General features: G+C 63.0%; 16 protein-coding genes. 11 read left to right on the top strand and 5 right to left on the bottom strand.

The features are described 5' to 3' along the window. Window positions 1-3: 3 nt before the first annotated feature. Complete coding sequence (locus Q5H94_RS06250; protein WP_304560377.1) at window positions 4-294, bottom strand: DUF6894 family protein; 291 nt, start codon at window positions 292-294, stop codon at window positions 4-6. Window positions 295-488: 194 nt separating this feature from the next. Between Q5H94_RS06250 and Q5H94_RS06245 the strand changes: the two genes are divergently transcribed. The 3 genes from Q5H94_RS06245 (at window position 489) to Q5H94_RS06235 (ending at window position 4,625) form a co-directional block, all read left to right on the top strand. After that, on the top strand, window positions 489-3,752 hold the full coding sequence (locus Q5H94_RS06245; protein WP_304560375.1) for an error-prone DNA polymerase: 3,264 nt from the start codon (window positions 489-491) through the stop codon (window positions 3,750-3,752). Between the two features lie 71 nt (window positions 3,753-3,823). Then, window positions 3,824-4,045 (top strand): hypothetical protein, encoded by a 222-nt coding sequence (locus Q5H94_RS06240; RefSeq protein WP_304560374.1) that lies wholly within the window; start codon window positions 3,824-3,826, stop codon window positions 4,043-4,045. 70 nt (window positions 4,046-4,115) lie between these two features. Further along, complete coding sequence (locus tag Q5H94_RS06235; protein WP_304560373.1) at window positions 4,116-4,625, top strand: hypothetical protein; 510 nt, start codon at window positions 4,116-4,118, stop codon at window positions 4,623-4,625. A gap of 67 nt (window positions 4,626-4,692) precedes the next feature. On the opposite strand, the gene Q5H94_RS06230 is transcribed toward Q5H94_RS06235, so the two are convergent. Both Q5H94_RS06230 and Q5H94_RS06225 read right to left on the bottom strand, forming a co-directional pair. After that, the gene (locus tag Q5H94_RS06230) at window positions 4,693-4,974 is read right to left on the bottom strand and encodes a hypothetical protein (RefSeq protein WP_304560372.1); all 282 of its coding nucleotides are present in this window, start codon (window positions 4,972-4,974) and stop codon (window positions 4,693-4,695) included. 76 nt (window positions 4,975-5,050) lie between these two features. Further along, window positions 5,051-5,326: a hypothetical protein gene (locus Q5H94_RS06225; protein WP_304560371.1), complete on the bottom strand. Its 276-nt coding sequence runs from the start codon at window positions 5,324-5,326 to the stop codon at window positions 5,051-5,053. A gap of 587 nt (window positions 5,327-5,913) precedes the next feature. Here Q5H94_RS06225 and Q5H94_RS06220 point away from each other — a divergent pair. From Q5H94_RS06220 to Q5H94_RS06205, 4 genes are all read left to right on the top strand, one after another. Then, a complete protein-coding gene (locus Q5H94_RS06220; RefSeq protein ID WP_304560370.1) occupies window positions 5,914-8,115 on the top strand; it encodes a hypothetical protein in 2,202 nt (733 codons plus the stop codon). Between the two features lie 117 nt (window positions 8,116-8,232). Continuing rightward, entirely contained in the window at window positions 8,233-8,418 is a 186-nt protein-coding gene (locus tag Q5H94_RS06215) for a DUF3606 domain-containing protein (protein ID WP_304560369.1), read from the top strand. Window positions 8,419-8,553: 135 nt separating this feature from the next. Next, the gene (gene ku / locus Q5H94_RS06210; RefSeq protein ID WP_304560368.1) at window positions 8,554-9,438 is read left to right on the top strand and encodes a non-homologous end joining protein Ku; all 885 of its coding nucleotides are present in this window, start codon (window positions 8,554-8,556) and stop codon (window positions 9,436-9,438) included. A gap of 4 nt (window positions 9,439-9,442) precedes the next feature. Next, window positions 9,443-9,697 carry a hypothetical protein gene (locus Q5H94_RS06205; RefSeq protein ID WP_304560367.1) on the top strand — a complete coding sequence of 85 codons (255 nt, stop codon included), beginning with the start codon at window positions 9,443-9,445 and terminating at the stop codon, window positions 9,695-9,697. 4 nt (window positions 9,698-9,701) lie between these two features. On the opposite strand, the gene Q5H94_RS06200 is transcribed toward Q5H94_RS06205, so the two are convergent. Continuing rightward, window positions 9,702-10,043, bottom strand: coding sequence for a KTSC domain-containing protein (locus tag Q5H94_RS06200; RefSeq protein ID WP_304560366.1), 342 nt, complete (start codon window positions 10,041-10,043; stop codon window positions 9,702-9,704). Between the two features lie 70 nt (window positions 10,044-10,113). Between Q5H94_RS06200 and Q5H94_RS06195 the strand changes: the two genes are divergently transcribed. Then, window positions 10,114-10,956, top strand: coding sequence for a GNAT family N-acetyltransferase (locus Q5H94_RS06195; protein ID WP_304560365.1), 843 nt, complete (start codon window positions 10,114-10,116; stop codon window positions 10,954-10,956). 60 nt (window positions 10,957-11,016) lie between these two features. Next, window positions 11,017-13,533: a DNA ligase D gene (gene ligD / locus Q5H94_RS06190; RefSeq protein ID WP_304560364.1), complete on the top strand. Its 2,517-nt coding sequence runs from the start codon at window positions 11,017-11,019 to the stop codon at window positions 13,531-13,533. A gap of 233 nt (window positions 13,534-13,766) precedes the next feature. On the opposite strand, the gene Q5H94_RS06185 is transcribed toward ligD, so the two are convergent. Next, window positions 13,767-14,030: a DksA/TraR family C4-type zinc finger protein gene (locus Q5H94_RS06185; RefSeq protein ID WP_304560363.1), complete on the bottom strand. Its 264-nt coding sequence runs from the start codon at window positions 14,028-14,030 to the stop codon at window positions 13,767-13,769. A gap of 110 nt (window positions 14,031-14,140) precedes the next feature. On the opposite strand from Q5H94_RS06185, the gene Q5H94_RS06180 reads away from it, so the two are divergent. Both Q5H94_RS06180 and Q5H94_RS06175 read left to right on the top strand, forming a co-directional pair. Next, window positions 14,141-15,037, top strand: coding sequence for a 3'-5' exonuclease (locus Q5H94_RS06180; protein WP_304560362.1), 897 nt, complete (start codon window positions 14,141-14,143; stop codon window positions 15,035-15,037). 121 nt (window positions 15,038-15,158) lie between these two features. After that, window positions 15,159-15,932 (top strand): alpha/beta fold hydrolase, encoded by a 774-nt coding sequence (locus tag Q5H94_RS06175; protein ID WP_304560361.1) that lies wholly within the window; start codon window positions 15,159-15,161, stop codon window positions 15,930-15,932. Window positions 15,933-16,024: the final 92 nt, after the last annotated feature.

Raw genomic sequence — 16,024 nt, 5'->3', positions numbered from 1 at the left:
GGTTTACTGTCGGATCTCGACGACATCGCCGAACTGGACCGTGGCGATCCAATTCCCGTCCTGGTCCTCGACCTCGATGCGGTGGTGCAGGACAAGATGCCCATGTTCGGTGATCGAATGTGCAGCAAGGCGTTGCACCTCATAGCGTGCCCGCGCGTGCGCCGCCGCAACGTCGGGGAACTCCTGTCCCTCGTCATCACGGGTTTCCTCGTCATTGAAAACGTGAAAATAATATCGGCTCATGCGACGCAAATGATCGGCGGCCACCGATAGTTGCGCGAAGCTGATCGACATCACGTCGATTATCCATTCCTCGGGCTGCCTGAGAGGGAGCGCCGGATCTTTCGCCTCCGGAGGCTCACGCAAAGAGCGGCAGCGGCTGCAGGCATGGACGGCGGTACACGGCTTTGGCGGGTTGACGCTGGCCCGCGCACATTGGAACATAGAGCGAACATCGAATCGGCCGGCAACGGCGTCAGGCGTCACCCGTGTCCACCTATGTCGAGCTTCACGTCACCACGCATTTCTCGTTTCTGCACGGCGCGTCCTCGCCCGAAGAGCTGTTTTCGGCGGCCGCGCTGCTCGGTCACGGCGCGCTTGGCGTCACGGATCTCGGCAGCGTCGCCGGCATGGTGCGTGCCTGGCAGGGACAGAAGGCGACCGGCGTTCGGCTGATCCCCGGCGCCCGCATCGTGCTCGACGACGGCCGACAATTGCTCCTGCATCCGACCGACCGCGCGGCCTGGTCGCGACTGACGCGGCTGCTGACCGTCGGCAAGGCAAGGGCAGGCAAGGGTGGGTGCGAGCTGAGCTGGGCGGATGTGGCGCATCATGCCGACGGACTGGTCGCGACGTTGCTGCCCGATTTGGCCGACGATCGGCTGGATCACGACCTTGGGGCGCTGCGCGAGGTCTTCGGGCGGCGCGGGCATCTCGCGCTGGCGCTCCGTCGGCGCCCCGAGGATATGGTGCGCCTGCATGCCTTGGCCGCGCAGGCGCGCAAGGCGGGGGTGCGCGCGGTCGCGACCGGAGATGTGCTCTATCACGCGCCCGAGGCGCGGCTCTTGCAGGATGTCGTCACCGCGATCCGCGAAGGGACGACGATTGACCGGCTCGGCTATCGGCGCGAACGCCACGGCGATCGCCACCTGAAATCGCCCGAAGAGATGGAGCGCCGCTTCGCGGACTTTCCCGACGCGATCCGCGCGACCGCCGATATCGCCCGGCTGTGCAGCTTCGATCTCGGCGAACTGAGCTATCAATATCCGCACGAGCGCGTGTTGGACGGATTAAGCGCGCAGGAAGCGCTCGAAAAGCTGTCGCGCGAAGCCGCCGAGCGAATGTTTCCGGACGGTGTGCCGCAGGCGCACGCCGACCAGATCACCCACGAGCTCGCGCTGATCGGCAAGCTTGCTTACGCCCCCTATTTCCTGACGGTACATGCCATCGTCAACGAGGCGCGGCGGCGCGGGATATTGTGCCAGGGGCGCGGGTCGGCCGCGAACAGCTGTGTCTGCTTCGTGCTCGGCATCACCTCGATTGATCCCATCCGCCATGAATTGCTGTTCGAGCGCTTCGTCTCCGGCGAGCGCCCCGAGCCGCCCGATATCGACGTCGATTTCGAGCATGAACGGCGTGAGGAGATCATTCAGTGGATCTATGAGACCTATGGCCGCGACCGCTCGGCGCTGACCGCGGTCGTCACGCGCTACCGCGCGCGCGGCGCGATCCGCGAGGTCGGCAAGGCGCTCGGCCTGCCCGAGGATCTGACCGCGTCGCTATCGGGCCTGGTCTGGGGCTGGTCGGCGGAAGGCGTCGGCGAGAAACAGGCGAAGGAACTCAACCTCAACCTCGGCGACCGGCGACTGCGACTGGCACTCGACCTCGCCAGTCGGCTGATCGGCACGCCGCGCCATCTGTCTCAGCACCCCGGCGGGTTCGTGCTGACCGAAGCCCGGCTTGACGATCTGGTGCCGATCGAGCCAGCCGCCATGGCCGACCGCCAGGTGATCGAATGGGACAAGGACGATATCGACGCCTTGAAGTTCATGAAGGTCGACGTACTGGGCCTTGGCATGCTCGGCTGCATGAACCGCGCCTTCAACATGCTCGAGGCGGACAAGGGCATCCGCGTCACGATGGCCGACCTGCAGGACGACGATCCGGACGTCTATGCGATGATCCAGAAGGCCGACACGCTTGGCGTCTTCCAGATCGAAAGCCGCGCGCAGATGTCGATGCTGCCCCGCATGAAGCCGACGCGCTTCTATGACCTCGTCATCGAGGTGGCGATCGTGCGGCCGGGTCCGATCCAGGGCGACATGGTCCACCCCTATCTTAGGCGACGCGAGGGCAGGGAACGTCCGGAATATCCCAAGCCCGAACTGCGCGCCGTGCTCGAAAAGACCCTCGGCGTGCCGCTGTTCCAGGAGCAGGCGATGAAGGTTGCGATCGTCGGCGCCGGGTTCACGCCTGCGGAGGCCGATCAGCTCCGGCGCGCGATGTCGACCTTCAAGCTGACGGGCGGCGTCAGCCATTTCTACGACAAGCTTGTCGGCGGCATGGTCGAGCGCGGCTATCCTAAGGACTTCGCCGAGCGCACCTTCAAGCAGATCGAGGGCTTCGGGAGCTATGGCTTTCCCGAGAGCCATGCCGCCTCGTTCGCCAAGATTGCCTATGCCAGCTCGTGGATGAAGCATCATCATCCCGACGTCTTCTGTGCAGCCCTCCTCAACGCGCAGCCGATGGGCTTCTATGCGCCCGCGCAGATCGTTCAGGATGCCGAGCGCCACGGCGTCGAGGTGCGGCCGATCTGCGTGAACCGGAGCCGCTGGGATTGCACGCTGGAGCCGACCGATGGGCCGTATCGCGCGGTGCGCCTCGGGTTCGGGCAGATTCGCGGGCTCGCCAATCTGCATGGCGCGGCGATCGTGTCCGCGCGCCGCGACCTGCCGTACGGCTCGGCCGAGGAGGTCTGGCGCCGTGCCGAGGTTCCGCGCGCCGCGATCGAACGGCTGGCCGAGGCCGATGTATTCCACGCGCTCGGTGACGATCGGCGGCAGGGCCTGTGGCGGGTGAAAGGTCTGGGTGAGGCGCCGCTGCCGCTGTTCGCCGCCGCCGACGCGCGCGAGGCGGGCTTCAGCCCGGAAGGGCTCGAGCCGGCGGTTGTCCTGGTTCCGATGACCGATGGACGCGAGGTGGTTGAGGATTATCGGATGACGCAATTGTCGCTGCGCGCACATCCTGTTTCGTTCCTGCGCGGTGGGCTGGAACGCGAAGGCATTCGCACCTGCGCCGATCTGACCCGCATCAAGGACGGCCGACACGTCGAGGTCGCCGGCGTGATCCTCGTGCGGCAGAAGCCCGGCAGCGCCAAAGGCGTGCTGTTCATTACGATCGAGGATGAGACCGGCGTTGCACAGGGCATCCTCTGGCCCGACCGCTTCGAGACGTATCGCCGCGTCGTCATGTCGTCGTCGATGGTCAGCCTGCGCGGTCGCCTCCAGAAGGAGGGGGAGGTCATCCATGTCATCGTCGATCACATGGTCGACCGCACCGACATGCTGCGCCAGGTCGGCTCGATGCAGTTTCCGCACCGGACCGGGCGCGGCGACGGCGCAACGCATGCCGGAGCACCCGATCGCGGCGATCCGGGCTGGGTCCCGAAGCCCCACAACCTCTATCATCCGCCATTCGCAGGCGGCGCCGATCCCGAGGATCTTGTGCGCATCAAATCGCACGATTTCCACTGAGCGTGCCCGCTTCGCTTTCGCGACACCAGCGTATCGTCATCGAGCTTTCTGTCCGTGTCCTCCGTTCCGCCATGATGCGCTCGACTCAGTCGGCGGTGGCGACGGTCGAGGTGCGCCTTGCCCTGCGATGTCTGTTGCACTTCTGCCCGGACCGCTGGCCGCTGGAGATGTTCTGGGATGCGGCGGGGACCGACAATGCGATCGGCCGGGCGCAGGGCTGTACGGCAGCCTTTAACGGCATCGTCCGCCAGCTTCGCATTGCGGGCGCCGTACCGGATGGCGATGGGTCCTGACCAGCACCTCCAGACTCGCCATTGTTCCTGAAATGTTCTATGTTCACTGTCTCGTGAGTCGGAGATGGAAATGGAATTCGAGGGACGTTTCTGGCTGCTCTGGGAGGACGAGCCGCTCAGCCTGACGAGCACGCGGTTTTTCGATTTCAGCCACGGCGAGATTGTCGAGGCCCGCACTGGCGAGCGATGCGGTATCTATCGTGTGACGGAAGAGGGTGTCGACGCCACGTTCGACGAGCATCAGGGCGTCCGCGAGGTCGTAAAGCTGCGTATGCCGCATCAACATCAAGTGCACGATATCGGCGTCTCTCGGAGCAAGCCGCCGTTCGATCCTGCCGCCGACGCGTATGATCTCACCTTCTCGAATGTCGGCTATGAGACCTACGCGGCGACCCGGCCGGCCAATGATCACGAAAGCGATGACGAGGAGGATGCCCGCCGCGACTGGGAGGTCGAGCAATTCGGGATCGTGCCCATGTTCGGCTATGGGTACCGCGATTGCGAGGAGGCTCGAGACATTGGCGAGGCCAATGCGCGGGAATATACGACACGGCGGCGAGCGGCGCTGACGATCGTCTGACAGGGCGTGACCACAGGTATGTGGGCGGCGTGGGGAAGGGCGCCATCAGGTGAGGCGTCACCCCGACTTATGAGCTTCCATGATCGGGTAGTCGCTCGGCAAGCACGGCAATCCCTTCGCCGGCAAAGGTCGTGACCGACACGCCATCAATCTGAATGGCATGTTCGACGCTCAGGTTGGCAGCGTTCCGGTGGGAGGGATCAAGCGCGAGCCAGGCGCGAACCGCACCCTCCAGACTCGTGACCTCGGCGAGCTCGGAATCGCCGCGGGGCACGTTCTCGAGCGACGCGCTCATGCGCCAAGGAATTTCAGGAGACTCTGTCGTGTCGCCCCAGCTCGCTTCTGTCATAGCATCGCCTTTCAATGATCGAACGTTCGCAGGAGCGCGCGTCCGACCCGTTTTATAAGTGAACCAAGACGGGTGCTTATTTCGCGCGCTCGCTGGCGAGACGGTTGGCCGCTTTTCGGTCGGGCCCGGCCTGCTTGATGATGGCGCGCGCTTCTGCCGCGCTGATCCGGTGCTTCCGCGCGAAATAGCTGACCTCATAGGGTTCACCGCGCGCGGTACGCCGCTGGGCGGGTCCGCCGCGCTTGGCCTTGGCGTCGGATACACTGCTCGCCGCTGCGCGCCGCGTTCGGCGCAGGGTCCACAACCATCCGCCAACGACGGCAACGCTGCCAAACGCCACGGCTGCGCCCACGCCAAGCGCTCCGGCAGAAAGCCCTTTCTCGGACCCGGTCGCGTGACCCTCGCCAGCCTCTGACGTGCTTGTGGGATTTGGCCCGGACGCGATCGGCGCAGGATGCAGCGGATAGGGAGACGTCGCGGCGTCAGGAATGGGGGGCTGGTGTGACATCGAGAAACTCCTGGACGGGGAACGCCTTCAACTGCCGGTCGTGTTGCAAGGTTGCGTCTCACATCTCTAGATCGGGCCTCACACGGCAAGATGTCGTGCGGCCGCTCGGGGAAAACGCTGCCATCTGCTGACCGCGTGATCGCAAACGTCCCCACCTCACGAACGCCCGCAGCGTATCGTCCGGCGACGCGGCGAAGCTCCGACGAGCCAGTGTTTTGTTCCGATAGTGGATCGAACAGACGTGCCGCAAAACCCGCAGCATTCTGAAAATCACAAGGCTGCAACCACTTGTTGGAAGGACCGTTAAAGTTGCTCGCCGAGCGCAGCTTTTGCGCGTCCGGTGAAGTTACGCAGGGCACGTTCACCACAGCAGCAAAAACCCGGTAGGCGGCCGACGAGCCGCGTCGGGAAGGACAGGGAGGTCCGCCGAAATGAAGAACGCGATCGCCGGGAGTCCGGCGGCCATTGGTCTTGCAGCCGAGCTCGCGGCCGGCATGCGGCGCATCACGACCTTGCCGCTCGGGGACCGTGACGTGGAGATCTGCGTCGGACAGGATTCCCTCTGGGCCATCATACGACGCGCCGCCAAGGGGGGCCTGGCCTTGCGCCTCGCATATTGCGCGGGCCGTCCCACGAAAGTGTCCCGCCGGCGTCGCGGGCCAGGCGAACTGCTGCATCTCGAGGTCGAGAGCGCCATCGGCACACAGAGCGTCGTTCTGCGCAGCGATGATCTCGAACTCGCGCTGCTCCGCGTCACGACCACCCTCACGCCCGCTGCACCGCTTCTGGTCCCGTACTTTCCGCGCGATCTCTATCCGCTCGGTGCGGGCGACGATCCCCTAGCGGCTGTAGGCGCGGTCGAGGCGGCCCAACGCGGGCTGAATGTCGGCCTGTGCTATTTCCATCTCGATCAGCCCGCTTTCGGCAGCGTGCTGTATCTTCAGAATCTGACCGCGCTGAATGACTATTTCCGCGCAACCGACACCAAGCCCGACGGCGCGGTCGGTGGCGAATGGCCTGAACTAGGCTATCTTCCGCCAACGCCGCCGCAGAGTGGCACGCCCCCGGTCAACCCCCTGCCCGCGGGCAAAAGCGTCACGATCTCGGACGCAATTCTGGTCTTCCACAATGCCACCGCTTGCGACGAACAGGATTCCGCGCGTCGCTTCCTGCAATTGCTGGGTACGGCCTACCGCCAGCTCGAGGCGCCCGACACGGCGTTTCGGGACTGGGTGTCGCGCGCCGACCAGACGCTCAAGGACCTTGAAACGGCGCCCGAGGCTACGATCCGCCACTACGGGCACACCTACATCCATCCATATACGGCATCCGAATATCCCGATGTCATGGTGCAGATGGCGATCATCGCGCCGCTGCGAAACTATGCCGACTGGACAGGCAAGGACATCCCGTTTTGCGAAGCGCTCGAACGGGGCCTGGAGAAATTCCATGACCCGGATCTCGAGACGATGCGCCGCTACCTGCCGAATGTCGGCAAGGACAAGGACAAGCTCGCGGTCGACAGTTGGTATCTCTACCATCCCTTGCTCAACCTCGGGCACCTCGCCCGAGCCGGTGACGCACGCGCCAAGCGGCTGTTCGAGGGCGCGCTCGGTCTGGCCGTCAAAGCAGCGCGACATTTCAATTATGCCTGGCCGATCCAGTTCAAGGTCGACAGTTTCGACGTGATCGTCGAGGCGCGCAATGAGGACGGGCTTGGTCAGACGGACGTGGGCGGCATCTATGCCTATGTCATGGTGCAGGCCTATGAGCTTACCGGAGATCAGACCTTCCTGAAGGAAGCGCGTTACGCGATCGACGCGGCGCGAGAGATGCGCTTCGAACTGAACTATCAGGCGAACCTGACCGCTTGGGGGGCCGCGGCGTGCATGCGGCTTTGGCGCATCACCGACGAGGCCTATTACCTGCAACAGGGCTATGTCTATCTGGCGAGCTTTTTCCACAATTGCGTGATCTGGGAATCGGAAATCGCGCACGCCGCCCGGTACAAGGTCTTCCTCGGCGCCACCTGCCTGCACGATGCGCCATATATGGCGATCTTCGAATGCTTCGACAGCTTTGCCGCGTTCGAGCAATATCTGAAAGACAGCGGTCCAGACCTCGATCCGGCCGCACGACTGCTGATCAGCGAATATTGCAAATATGCGCTCGACCGCGCGTGGTTCTATTATCCCGACGCGCTCCCTGCGGATGCGCTTGCCCAAGACGACATTCGCAATGGCCACATCGATCGCGCACTCTCCTTTCCGATCGAAGACCTGTATGTCGACGGGCAGCCCGCCGGACAGGTCGGGCAGGAGATCTACGGCGCAGGCGCCGCCTTCGTGTTTGCGAGCCGGGCGTTCCACAATGTCAGCGGCGCCCCCTTCAGGATTTTTTGCGATCACTTTCCGGTGACCAGCGAGCGGACCTCCGAACGCTCGCTCACCTTCGGCCTAGACGGTGGACATACCCGGGAAGCGAAGTTCATCCTGATGCGCTTGCCGCGCGCGACGATGCCCAAGGTCAGGCTGCGGACGATTTCAGGGGAGACGGTCCGGCCTTTCACATCCGGACCGGACCGCGTCGAATTCCGCGTCCCGGCGAGCGGCGAGATCAGTCTGCAATGGTGAGGGGCGCCGCCGTCTTCGCACGTCTGTGATCGTCGGGAATCCCCGGCATCGTCATGGACCGCGTCGCGGCGGAACTCCTGCGCCCGCCGCTGATTCTGCACTGGAAGGAGAACACACATGGCGGATGACAAAACGAAACGTGGCGCTGCGGACCGCCGAAAGGTCGCAGGCGGCGAAGGCTATGAGGTCAATTATTTCGCGCGCAAGCACGACATCAGCAAGGAACAGGCCGAGGGCCTGATCAATCGGATCGGCAACGACCGCGACAAGCTCAACGCCGCTGCGGCAAAGCTGAAGAAGTAAGTTTTTGGCGTCGCGGTAGATGCAGCGCGGTCACGTGCGGCGTGCTGGCTCACCGCGGCTCGCGTCATATCGCTCGACGCGGGAACGCAGGTCCGTCGTGGAGAGTATAGAGTTTCCTGTTTAGGAGACCATGTGATGGCTGCACGTCCGTATTGGAGAGGCCAGATCAGACTGGCGCTCGTATCAATCCCTGTCGAGATTTACTCCGCTACGAAGAGCGGGGCGACGATCGCCTTCAATCAAATCCACGAGCCCTCGGGCAAGCGCATCAAATACGAAAAGGTCGTTCCCGGCATTGGGCCGGTTGACGTCAACGAGATCGTCAAGGGCTTCGAATATGCCAAAGGCGAATATGTCCTGCTCGACGAAAAGGAAATCGAAGGCGTAAAGCTCGAAAGCAAGAAGACGCTCGAGCTTACCCAGTTCGTCGATGCCCAGGACATCGACATGATCTATTTCGAAAAGCCCTATTACGTCGTGCCGGCCGATGACCTCGCCGAGGAAGCGTTCATCGTCTTGCGCGAAGCGTTGCGCCGCAGCCGCAAGATCGGGCTCGGCCAGCTCGCCATGCGCGGCCGCGAATATGTCGTCAGCATCAAGGCCTGCGGACGCGGGATCGTGATGGAAACACTGCGCTACGCTGACGAGGTCAACAAGGCGGCGAGCTACTTTCGCGAGATCGCGGATTCCGATCCCGATGAGGAACTGCTAGATCTGGCAACGACCCTGATCGACAAGAAGACCGGCAAGTTCGACGCTAGCGACTTCCACGACCGTTATGTCGATGCTCTCAAAGATCTGATCGAGCGCAAAAAGAAAGGCAAGACGCTCAACATCGACGATGGCGCGGAGAAGGCCGATCCGCGCGGCAGCAACGTCGTCGACCTGATGGCGGCGCTGAAAAAATCGATTGGGTCCGGTGCCGCTGACAAGACTGCGGCGAAGAAAGCGCCCGCCAAGGCCGCAGCCAAAAAGGCGACCGACAAGCCCGCCAAGGCGCCGGCGCGCAAACGGGCTTAGGGCGGTGGTCGAGGCGACGTCCGAGATCGCAAGCGAGGACAGCGCAGAGGCGTTTGCCGAAGGCGCCATCACATTGTGGAGCAACCTGTTGACGCTGATCGGAACCCACCTGCGCGACAGCGGCATGTCGCGCGCAGAGGTGTTGGAAATGCTGACGATGCTCAAGGAGACCAACGACGTAACGATACGCTCGCCAAAGGCGCGGGCGAGCGCGTCCCGACACTTGATGGCCGTCTACCGCGTCCTTGGCGATGCCTAATGTCTCACCGCGCGGGCAGTTCGAGGTTGGCGTTTGGACCGAAGCGACGTCGGTCCGGGTCCCGCTGACAGCGAAAGCGCCCCTTGATCTGTTCGTTGAAAAAAGTGCCTGCCGATGCCGCTTGGCAGAAAGCTGCGAAGACCGGCTCCGGCACGTCGTAATAAAAGTATTTGATCGCAGACCGAAACGCGATGCTCATCGTCTGCGCGGCGTCGTCGTAACAGACACGCTCGATCATCGCGGATTTCGGAAAACGACAGGCACGCATGGCAGCGCAGCGAGCGGCAGAATCGATCGTTCCGCCTTGAGCGCCGAGCCGAATCCAATCCACGCCAAAGCGAGTCATCGCCTTCCTGCTCCCATAACCGGCGGTGACGCCGACTCGTCCCGGCTGCCCTAAAATGGCAGAGGGCGAAATGGATGAGCTGCGCGAGCTGGCGCAGCACCGCGGCTTGAAACTGGTCAAGTCCCGACGGCGAAAGGCTGGCGTTGGCGACTTCGGGAAGTTTGGCCTGACCGACGCGGAGGGAAAGCCGCTGCTGGGAATCGGCGACGGCGAGCTGACAGCAAGCGCTGAAGATATCGAAGCGTATCTGCGCGCTGGCGCGACCGGTACGTGGCGGCAGTCGGCGCAATTGCCGGCGGAAAAGCCTTTGACGAAGAAGGCAGTCGCGCTTCCGAGAGAAGAGGACACACCACCCGCAAAGGGCAAGCCCGCCTCAACGAAAAAGGCTGCGCCGTCGGGCCTCGGCAAGACGCCGCACCCGCGAGAGCGCGAGGCGTCGGTCTTCGTGCGACCGACGGCGGCTGCCAAACCGAAGCTTGTTCCCGAGCCTGAACTCGTCGTGCGCGCGGCGAAGCCTGCTGACGGAAAGGCGCTGGCCCGATTGCTTGGACAGTTGAACGGCATCACGATCGATGGGGCAGCCGCCGCCGCAAACCTTGAGCGCGTCCGCAAGGCAGGGGGTGGCGTGATGATCGCGGCTTATGGCGACCTCGTGGGATGCTGCGCCTGGACCACGGTCGCGACGCTCCACCGCGGCAAGGTCGGCCGCATTTCACTCCTTGTGGTCACCGATAAGCGACGGCAATGCGGGATCGGAACCAGGCTGCTCGACGCGGCGCTTGCAGCGCTTGCCAAGGCAAAGTGCACGACGGTCGAGGTCATGAGCGACATTGATCTCAAGAATTCGCACAACTTCTTTCGATCGACGGGGTTCGAGCAGCGAAGCTATCGCTTTGTCCGCACCATTTCCTGAGCGGAAGCGGGGCGGAACGACTCCCGGCGCCTGTGGATTGTGACGACGAAGGACACCAGCATGGCGCGCAGCACAACGGCGAAGAAGACATCGGATGCCGATAGTCTTGCGCGGTACCGCGCCAAACGCGATTTTGCGCGGACGGCCGAACCGTCCGGTGCGACCGAGCAGACCAGCGGCAATGGGTTCGTCGTTCAGAAGCACGCCGCCACGCGGCTCCATTATGATTTTCGGCTCGAACTTGACGGCGTCCTCGTCAGCTGGGCGGTGACGCGGGGCCCAAGCGTCAATCCGGATGACAAGCGCCTGGCGGTGCGCACGGAAGACCACCCGCTGGATTATGCTCGCTTCGAGGGCACGATCCCCAAGGGCGAATATGGCGGCGGCACCGTCATGCTCTGGGATAACGGCACCTGGGAATCAATCCCCGGCAAGGATCCGCGGCAGACCTTGCCGGAAGGCCACCTGCATGTCATCCTTCACGGCCGGCGCATGCGCGGCGAGTGGATTTTGTTTCGTCTCAAACCTCGCGGCAAGGAAAAGGCCGAGAACTGGATTTTGCGCAAGGTCAACGATGCTTTCGCCGGCGGCTCCGACGATCTCGTCGGCATTCATCTCACCAGCGTCGACACCGATCGGACGATGGACGAAATAGCGGCTGGCGCAGCTGCAAAGCGCGCGGGGTCCGGAGCTCCGTCGCCGAAGATTTCAAAAGGCAAAGCTTCGGTTTCCGGGCGGACGCGGAAAATGCCCAAGGGCACGCTGCCACCGTTTCAGCCCGTGCAACTCGCGGCGTTGGTCGACAATGTGCCGCCAGGAGATCGCTGGCTGCACGAGCTCAAATACGATGGCTATCGAACCTTGCTCGCGACGGGCGGCGGCGAAGGCCGTGCCTATACGCGCTCCGGGCTCGACTGGTCCGACAGGTTTTCGCACCTCATCGCCGATGCCGTCGGTCTTACCGCCACGAGCGCCCTCATCGATGGAGAAGCTGTCGTAACCTTGCCGGACGGCAGGACCAGCTTTCAGGCGCTGCAGGCGGCGCTGAAGGGCGATCCCAGCGCGATCCAGTATTTCGCTTTTGATCTGCTGGAATTGGATGGCGAGGATCTGACACAGCGACCCCTCATCGAACGCAAGGAACTGCTGCATGCCCTGATGGGGGAGGTGCACGGACGCCTGCGATATTCAGACCATATCATCGGCAAGGGCGAAAAGCTGTTCGACAGCTTTTGCGGCGCCGGCCTCGAAGGCGTCATCTCAAAACGTGTCGACGCCAAATATAGCGGTTCACGAAGCGGCAGCTGGGTGAAGACAAAGTGCATTCGTCGCCAAGAATTCGTCATCGTAGGTTGGACACCGTCGGACAAGCAGCGCGGGTTCCGCTCGCTGCTCCTGGGCGTAAACGAGGACGGGAAGCTTCGCTACGCAGGCAAGGTCGGCACCGGTTTCACCGGGGACGAGATCGAGCGGCTGATGGGAATCATGGCGCCGCTTGAACAGAAAACGGCGCCTGTCGAGGCACCCCGCGCCGCGGTGCGCGGCGCCCACTGGATCAAACCCAAGCTGGTCGCAGAAATCGCCTATATTGAATTTACCGATGAGGGCGTTCTGCGCCACCCCAGCTATCTGGGCCTGCGCGAGGACAAGAAGCCCGAAGCCGTGGTCCTGGAAAAACCCGCAAAGGTCGCATTGGTCGCCACACCGACCGTGACGAGCGGTGTCAGGATCAGCAACCGCGAGCGCATTATCTTTCCGGAAGGCAAGCTGAGCAAAGGCCAGCTCGCCGACTATTACGAAGCGGTTGCAGACATCATGCTGCCCTGGGCGGGAAGTCGCCCGATCAGCTTGGTGCGGTGTCCGCAAGGGCGCGCAAAAAAATGCTTTTTTCAAAAGCACGACGCCGGGACTTTCGGGGACGACGTCCGCCATGTCGGCATCCTGGAAAAAGATGGTCATGAAGAGCCTTATTTGTTCGTTGATACGCCCGCTGGTCTCTTGACCTGCGTGCAGATGGGCACGATCGAGTTTCACGGCTGGGGCGCGCGCATCGAGGATGTCGAGAAGGCAGACAGGCTGGTTTTCGACCTTGACCCCGACGAGGGTCTCGCGTTCAGCGACGTGGTCTCCGCCGCCCTCCATCTCCAGGACACGCTCGCGCAAATGGGGCTCGTCACGTTTCCGATGGTGACGGGCGGGAAGGGGGTGCACGTCATCGCCCCCCTGACACCCTCGGCGGAGTGGCCCGAGATAAAGGATTTCGCGCACCGTTTTGCCATGGCCTTAGCCCAGGCTGAGCCGGATCGATTCACGGCCGCGTTGGCAAAGGCGAGGCGCACAGGCAAGATCTTCATCGACTATCTGCGCAATCAGCGCGGGGCCACGGCTGTGATGCCCTACAGTGCGAGATCCCGCGAACACGCGCCGATCGCGGTCCCGGTAACCTGGGAGGAACTGCGCAGCCTCGATACAGCATCGCGCTGGCATATCGGCGACGCAGAAGCGATGCTGCAACGGGCTGCTTCGAAAGACTTGCAGCATTGGGGCCGCGCCGACCAGATCCTGCCTGATCTATAATCAGGGTACCGCGAAACAATTTATACGGAGAAGACGGTTCTGCCCGTCCAGGCCCCGCACCTATGAGCTTTGCACACCTGCTTTGGTGTCAAAGGTTGCCCGCGCCCGGAAGCCTTTGCGATAGGGTGGTCGCGATGCTAACTCCGTCACAACTGGCCACGACGAACCTTGAGAACGCTCGCAGGCTCCGCGCATCGGGCCAGAGTTACCGGCAGATCGGCAGGCGATTGGGGCTACCGCAACTGGCTGTCCTTGCTACCGCGACGGTTGATGCCGGAAAGGGCGGGGCGCTTGTCGCGCTCCGACTGACAGGCAACACATGTGCGGACACCGGGAACGGCAGCGCGTCGCCGCTCCGAAATCTCTTCTCCGCACAGATCGCAATCCTCGGCGCTCGGCCCGGACGGCATGCGCGCGCGTGCGAATGCGACAGCGTCCTTTACCGTATCGTCGATTTGATCCTGAACCGCGCTGTCGGGTGCCCAGCCGTTTGCCATTTCTATCCGTTTCCAGAGACTTGAAACGGATATGGGGATTGTCATGCAGCCGCCAAGACCCATCGGCCGGCTGAGAACATAAGGGGGTGCGAAGCGATGCCGGACACGATATGTTCCGCCAGATGAGCGCATCTGTCTTCTCGATCAACGGTCCAGTCACATCAGACCAAACGGTGCCCGACTTCGTCGTCGTCGACGTCGAGACCGCGTGCTCGAACGTCAGCAGCATCTGCCAGGTAGGGATCGTTGGGTTCCGGAACGGCGTCGAAGTCTTTGAATATGAAACGCTGGTCGATCCGCTCGACCGCTTTTCGTCGTTCAACATCCGTATTCACGGGATCACCGGCGATCACGTCGAGGGAGCGCCCACCTTCGCCGACGTGCATGCCGCGATCGACGATCATCTTGGTGGCCGGATCACCGTAGCGCATTCTTATTTCGACAAAGGCGCGTTGGGGGCTGCGTGCCGCATTCATAGCCGGCCTGTGATTGAGACGACTTGGCTCGACAGCGTTCGCGTTGCCAAGCGCGCCTGGCCAGAACTCTCGAGCCACCGCCTCAACGTGCTGACCAAATATCTTGGCATCCGGCATAAGCATCACGATGCGCTCAGCGACGCCCGCGCGGCGGGGACAGTGGTCGTGCGGGCGATGGAGCACACGGGGATCGACCTTGCTGGCTGGCTCACACCGGCACGTGGGCGGTGCGGTCCGGCTCCCAAGGCCGCGCCGTGCGGCCCTTTGAAAGGTGAGCGCATTGCCCTCCTCGGGGCGCCGCGCGACGGCTTGCTGGCGCGCGCTTTAGCGGCCGAAGGTGCTTGCATCGTTGCGGCGGTCGGCGCGACCACGACGATGCTGGTCGTCAGCAAGGAGCAGCCCTTTGGTCGCTTTTTCACGGCGCACGCCGATCATCGCAAGGCCGAGGAATTACGCCGCAGTGGCGCGGATATCAGCATCGTTCTGGAAGACGAAATACTGCGCCGCCTGACGAGGTCGGTCGCGTCCTGACCGCGACTGAGACGTTGCGGTCGATACGCGGCACGCATCGGCCGCCATCAATCGAGACTCTTGTTGGCCCCGAACGCTGAGCATGGTCGTTCAGGGAATCAAACAACGAGAGTGTTCCTGAATGAACGAAGTTCAACGCGGCTCTGGCCGTAAGCTGCTCCTGATTCACGGTCTTGGCGGCAGCTGGCGATCGTGGGACACTATAGTTGACCGGCTCAATGCCGAACGGACCGTGATCGCGATTGACCTTCCGGGACATGGTGCCACCCCGGCGGAGCAGGATAGCGGAACGTTCGATGGTCTGGTTGGTAGCGTCGAGCGCTATCTTGTCGACAAGGGGCTGGACGGGATCGACGTCGTTGGAAGCTCGATGGGTGCGCGGATCGTCCTTGAACTTGCTCGGCGTGGTCGGGTCGGCAACGTCGTGGCGCTGGATCCAGGGGGGTTTTGGCGCGGTTGGGAGCGCACATTCTTCAAGACGACGATAGGACTATCAGGACGGCTGGTTCGGGCAATCCGGCCTCTCCTGCCGAAGCTGAGCGCAAACGCTGCTTCCCGCACTGCTTTGCTGGCGCAGCTGTCGGCCCGTCCTTGGGCGCTCGATCCAAAGATCGTTGCAACGGAGCTGACCACGCTCAGCACGACAGCGACATTCGATGCGTTAGTCGGTGACCTTGCAGGCGGACCTGAGCAAACTGGTCCAGCCGCTGATCCAGCGCTTCGGATTGTGATCGGCTGGGGCCGCCATGATCGTCTGTGTCTACCGAGACAGGCAGCACGGGCGAGGGCGGCCTTTCCTTCCGCCACCCTGCACTGGTTTGAGGCAAGCGGGCATTTTCCGATGTGGGACCAGCCAGAAGAAACGGTTGCTGTGATCCTCGCCGCGACGCAGTGACGATTGTTCTAAAAGAGACTGGTCGCATTAGCTATTCGCGGAGCGCGCTGAAGGCGTCTGCGGTCCAGCGGCCGTTGTGCAGCAATTCTGGG

This window comes from Sphingomonas immobilis (assembly GCF_030580995.1).
Taxonomy (GTDB): Bacteria; Pseudomonadota; Alphaproteobacteria; order Sphingomonadales; family Sphingomonadaceae; genus Sphingomonas; species Sphingomonas immobilis.
This window is presented reverse-complemented; position numbering and strand designations above follow the sequence as displayed.

Bases quoted from the DNA above. Each gene is read 5' to 3' on its own strand.
- ku (WP_304560368.1), top strand. From the start codon at position 8,554: ATGGCTGCACGTCCGTATTGGAGAGGCCAGATCAGACTGGCGCTCGTA.
- Q5H94_RS06230 (WP_304560372.1), bottom strand. From the start codon at position 4,974: ATGACAGAAGCGAGCTGGGGCGACACGACAGAGTCTCCTGAAATTCCT.
- Q5H94_RS06200 (WP_304560366.1), bottom strand. From the start codon at position 10,043: ATGACTCGCTTTGGCGTGGATTGGATTCGGCTCGGCGCTCAAGGCGGA.
- Q5H94_RS06185 (WP_304560363.1), bottom strand. From the start codon at position 14,030: ATGGCAAACGGCTGGGCACCCGACAGCGCGGTTCAGGATCAAATCGAC.
- Q5H94_RS06195 (WP_304560365.1), top strand. From the start codon at position 10,114: ATGGATGAGCTGCGCGAGCTGGCGCAGCACCGCGGCTTGAAACTGGTC.
- Q5H94_RS06220 (WP_304560370.1), top strand. From the start codon at position 5,914: ATGAAGAACGCGATCGCCGGGAGTCCGGCGGCCATTGGTCTTGCAGCC.
- Q5H94_RS06250 (WP_304560377.1), bottom strand. From the start codon at position 294: ATGTCGATCAGCTTCGCGCAACTATCGGTGGCCGCCGATCATTTGCGT.
- Q5H94_RS06240 (WP_304560374.1), top strand. From the start codon at position 3,824: ATGATGCGCTCGACTCAGTCGGCGGTGGCGACGGTCGAGGTGCGCCTT.
- Q5H94_RS06175 (WP_304560361.1), top strand. From the start codon at position 15,159: ATGAACGAAGTTCAACGCGGCTCTGGCCGTAAGCTGCTCCTGATTCAC.
- Q5H94_RS06235 (WP_304560373.1), top strand. From the start codon at position 4,116: ATGGAATTCGAGGGACGTTTCTGGCTGCTCTGGGAGGACGAGCCGCTC.
- Q5H94_RS06215 (WP_304560369.1), top strand. From the start codon at position 8,233: ATGGCGGATGACAAAACGAAACGTGGCGCTGCGGACCGCCGAAAGGTC.
- Q5H94_RS06180 (WP_304560362.1), top strand. From the start codon at position 14,141: ATGTTCCGCCAGATGAGCGCATCTGTCTTCTCGATCAACGGTCCAGTC.
- ligD (WP_304560364.1), top strand. From the start codon at position 11,017: ATGGCGCGCAGCACAACGGCGAAGAAGACATCGGATGCCGATAGTCTT.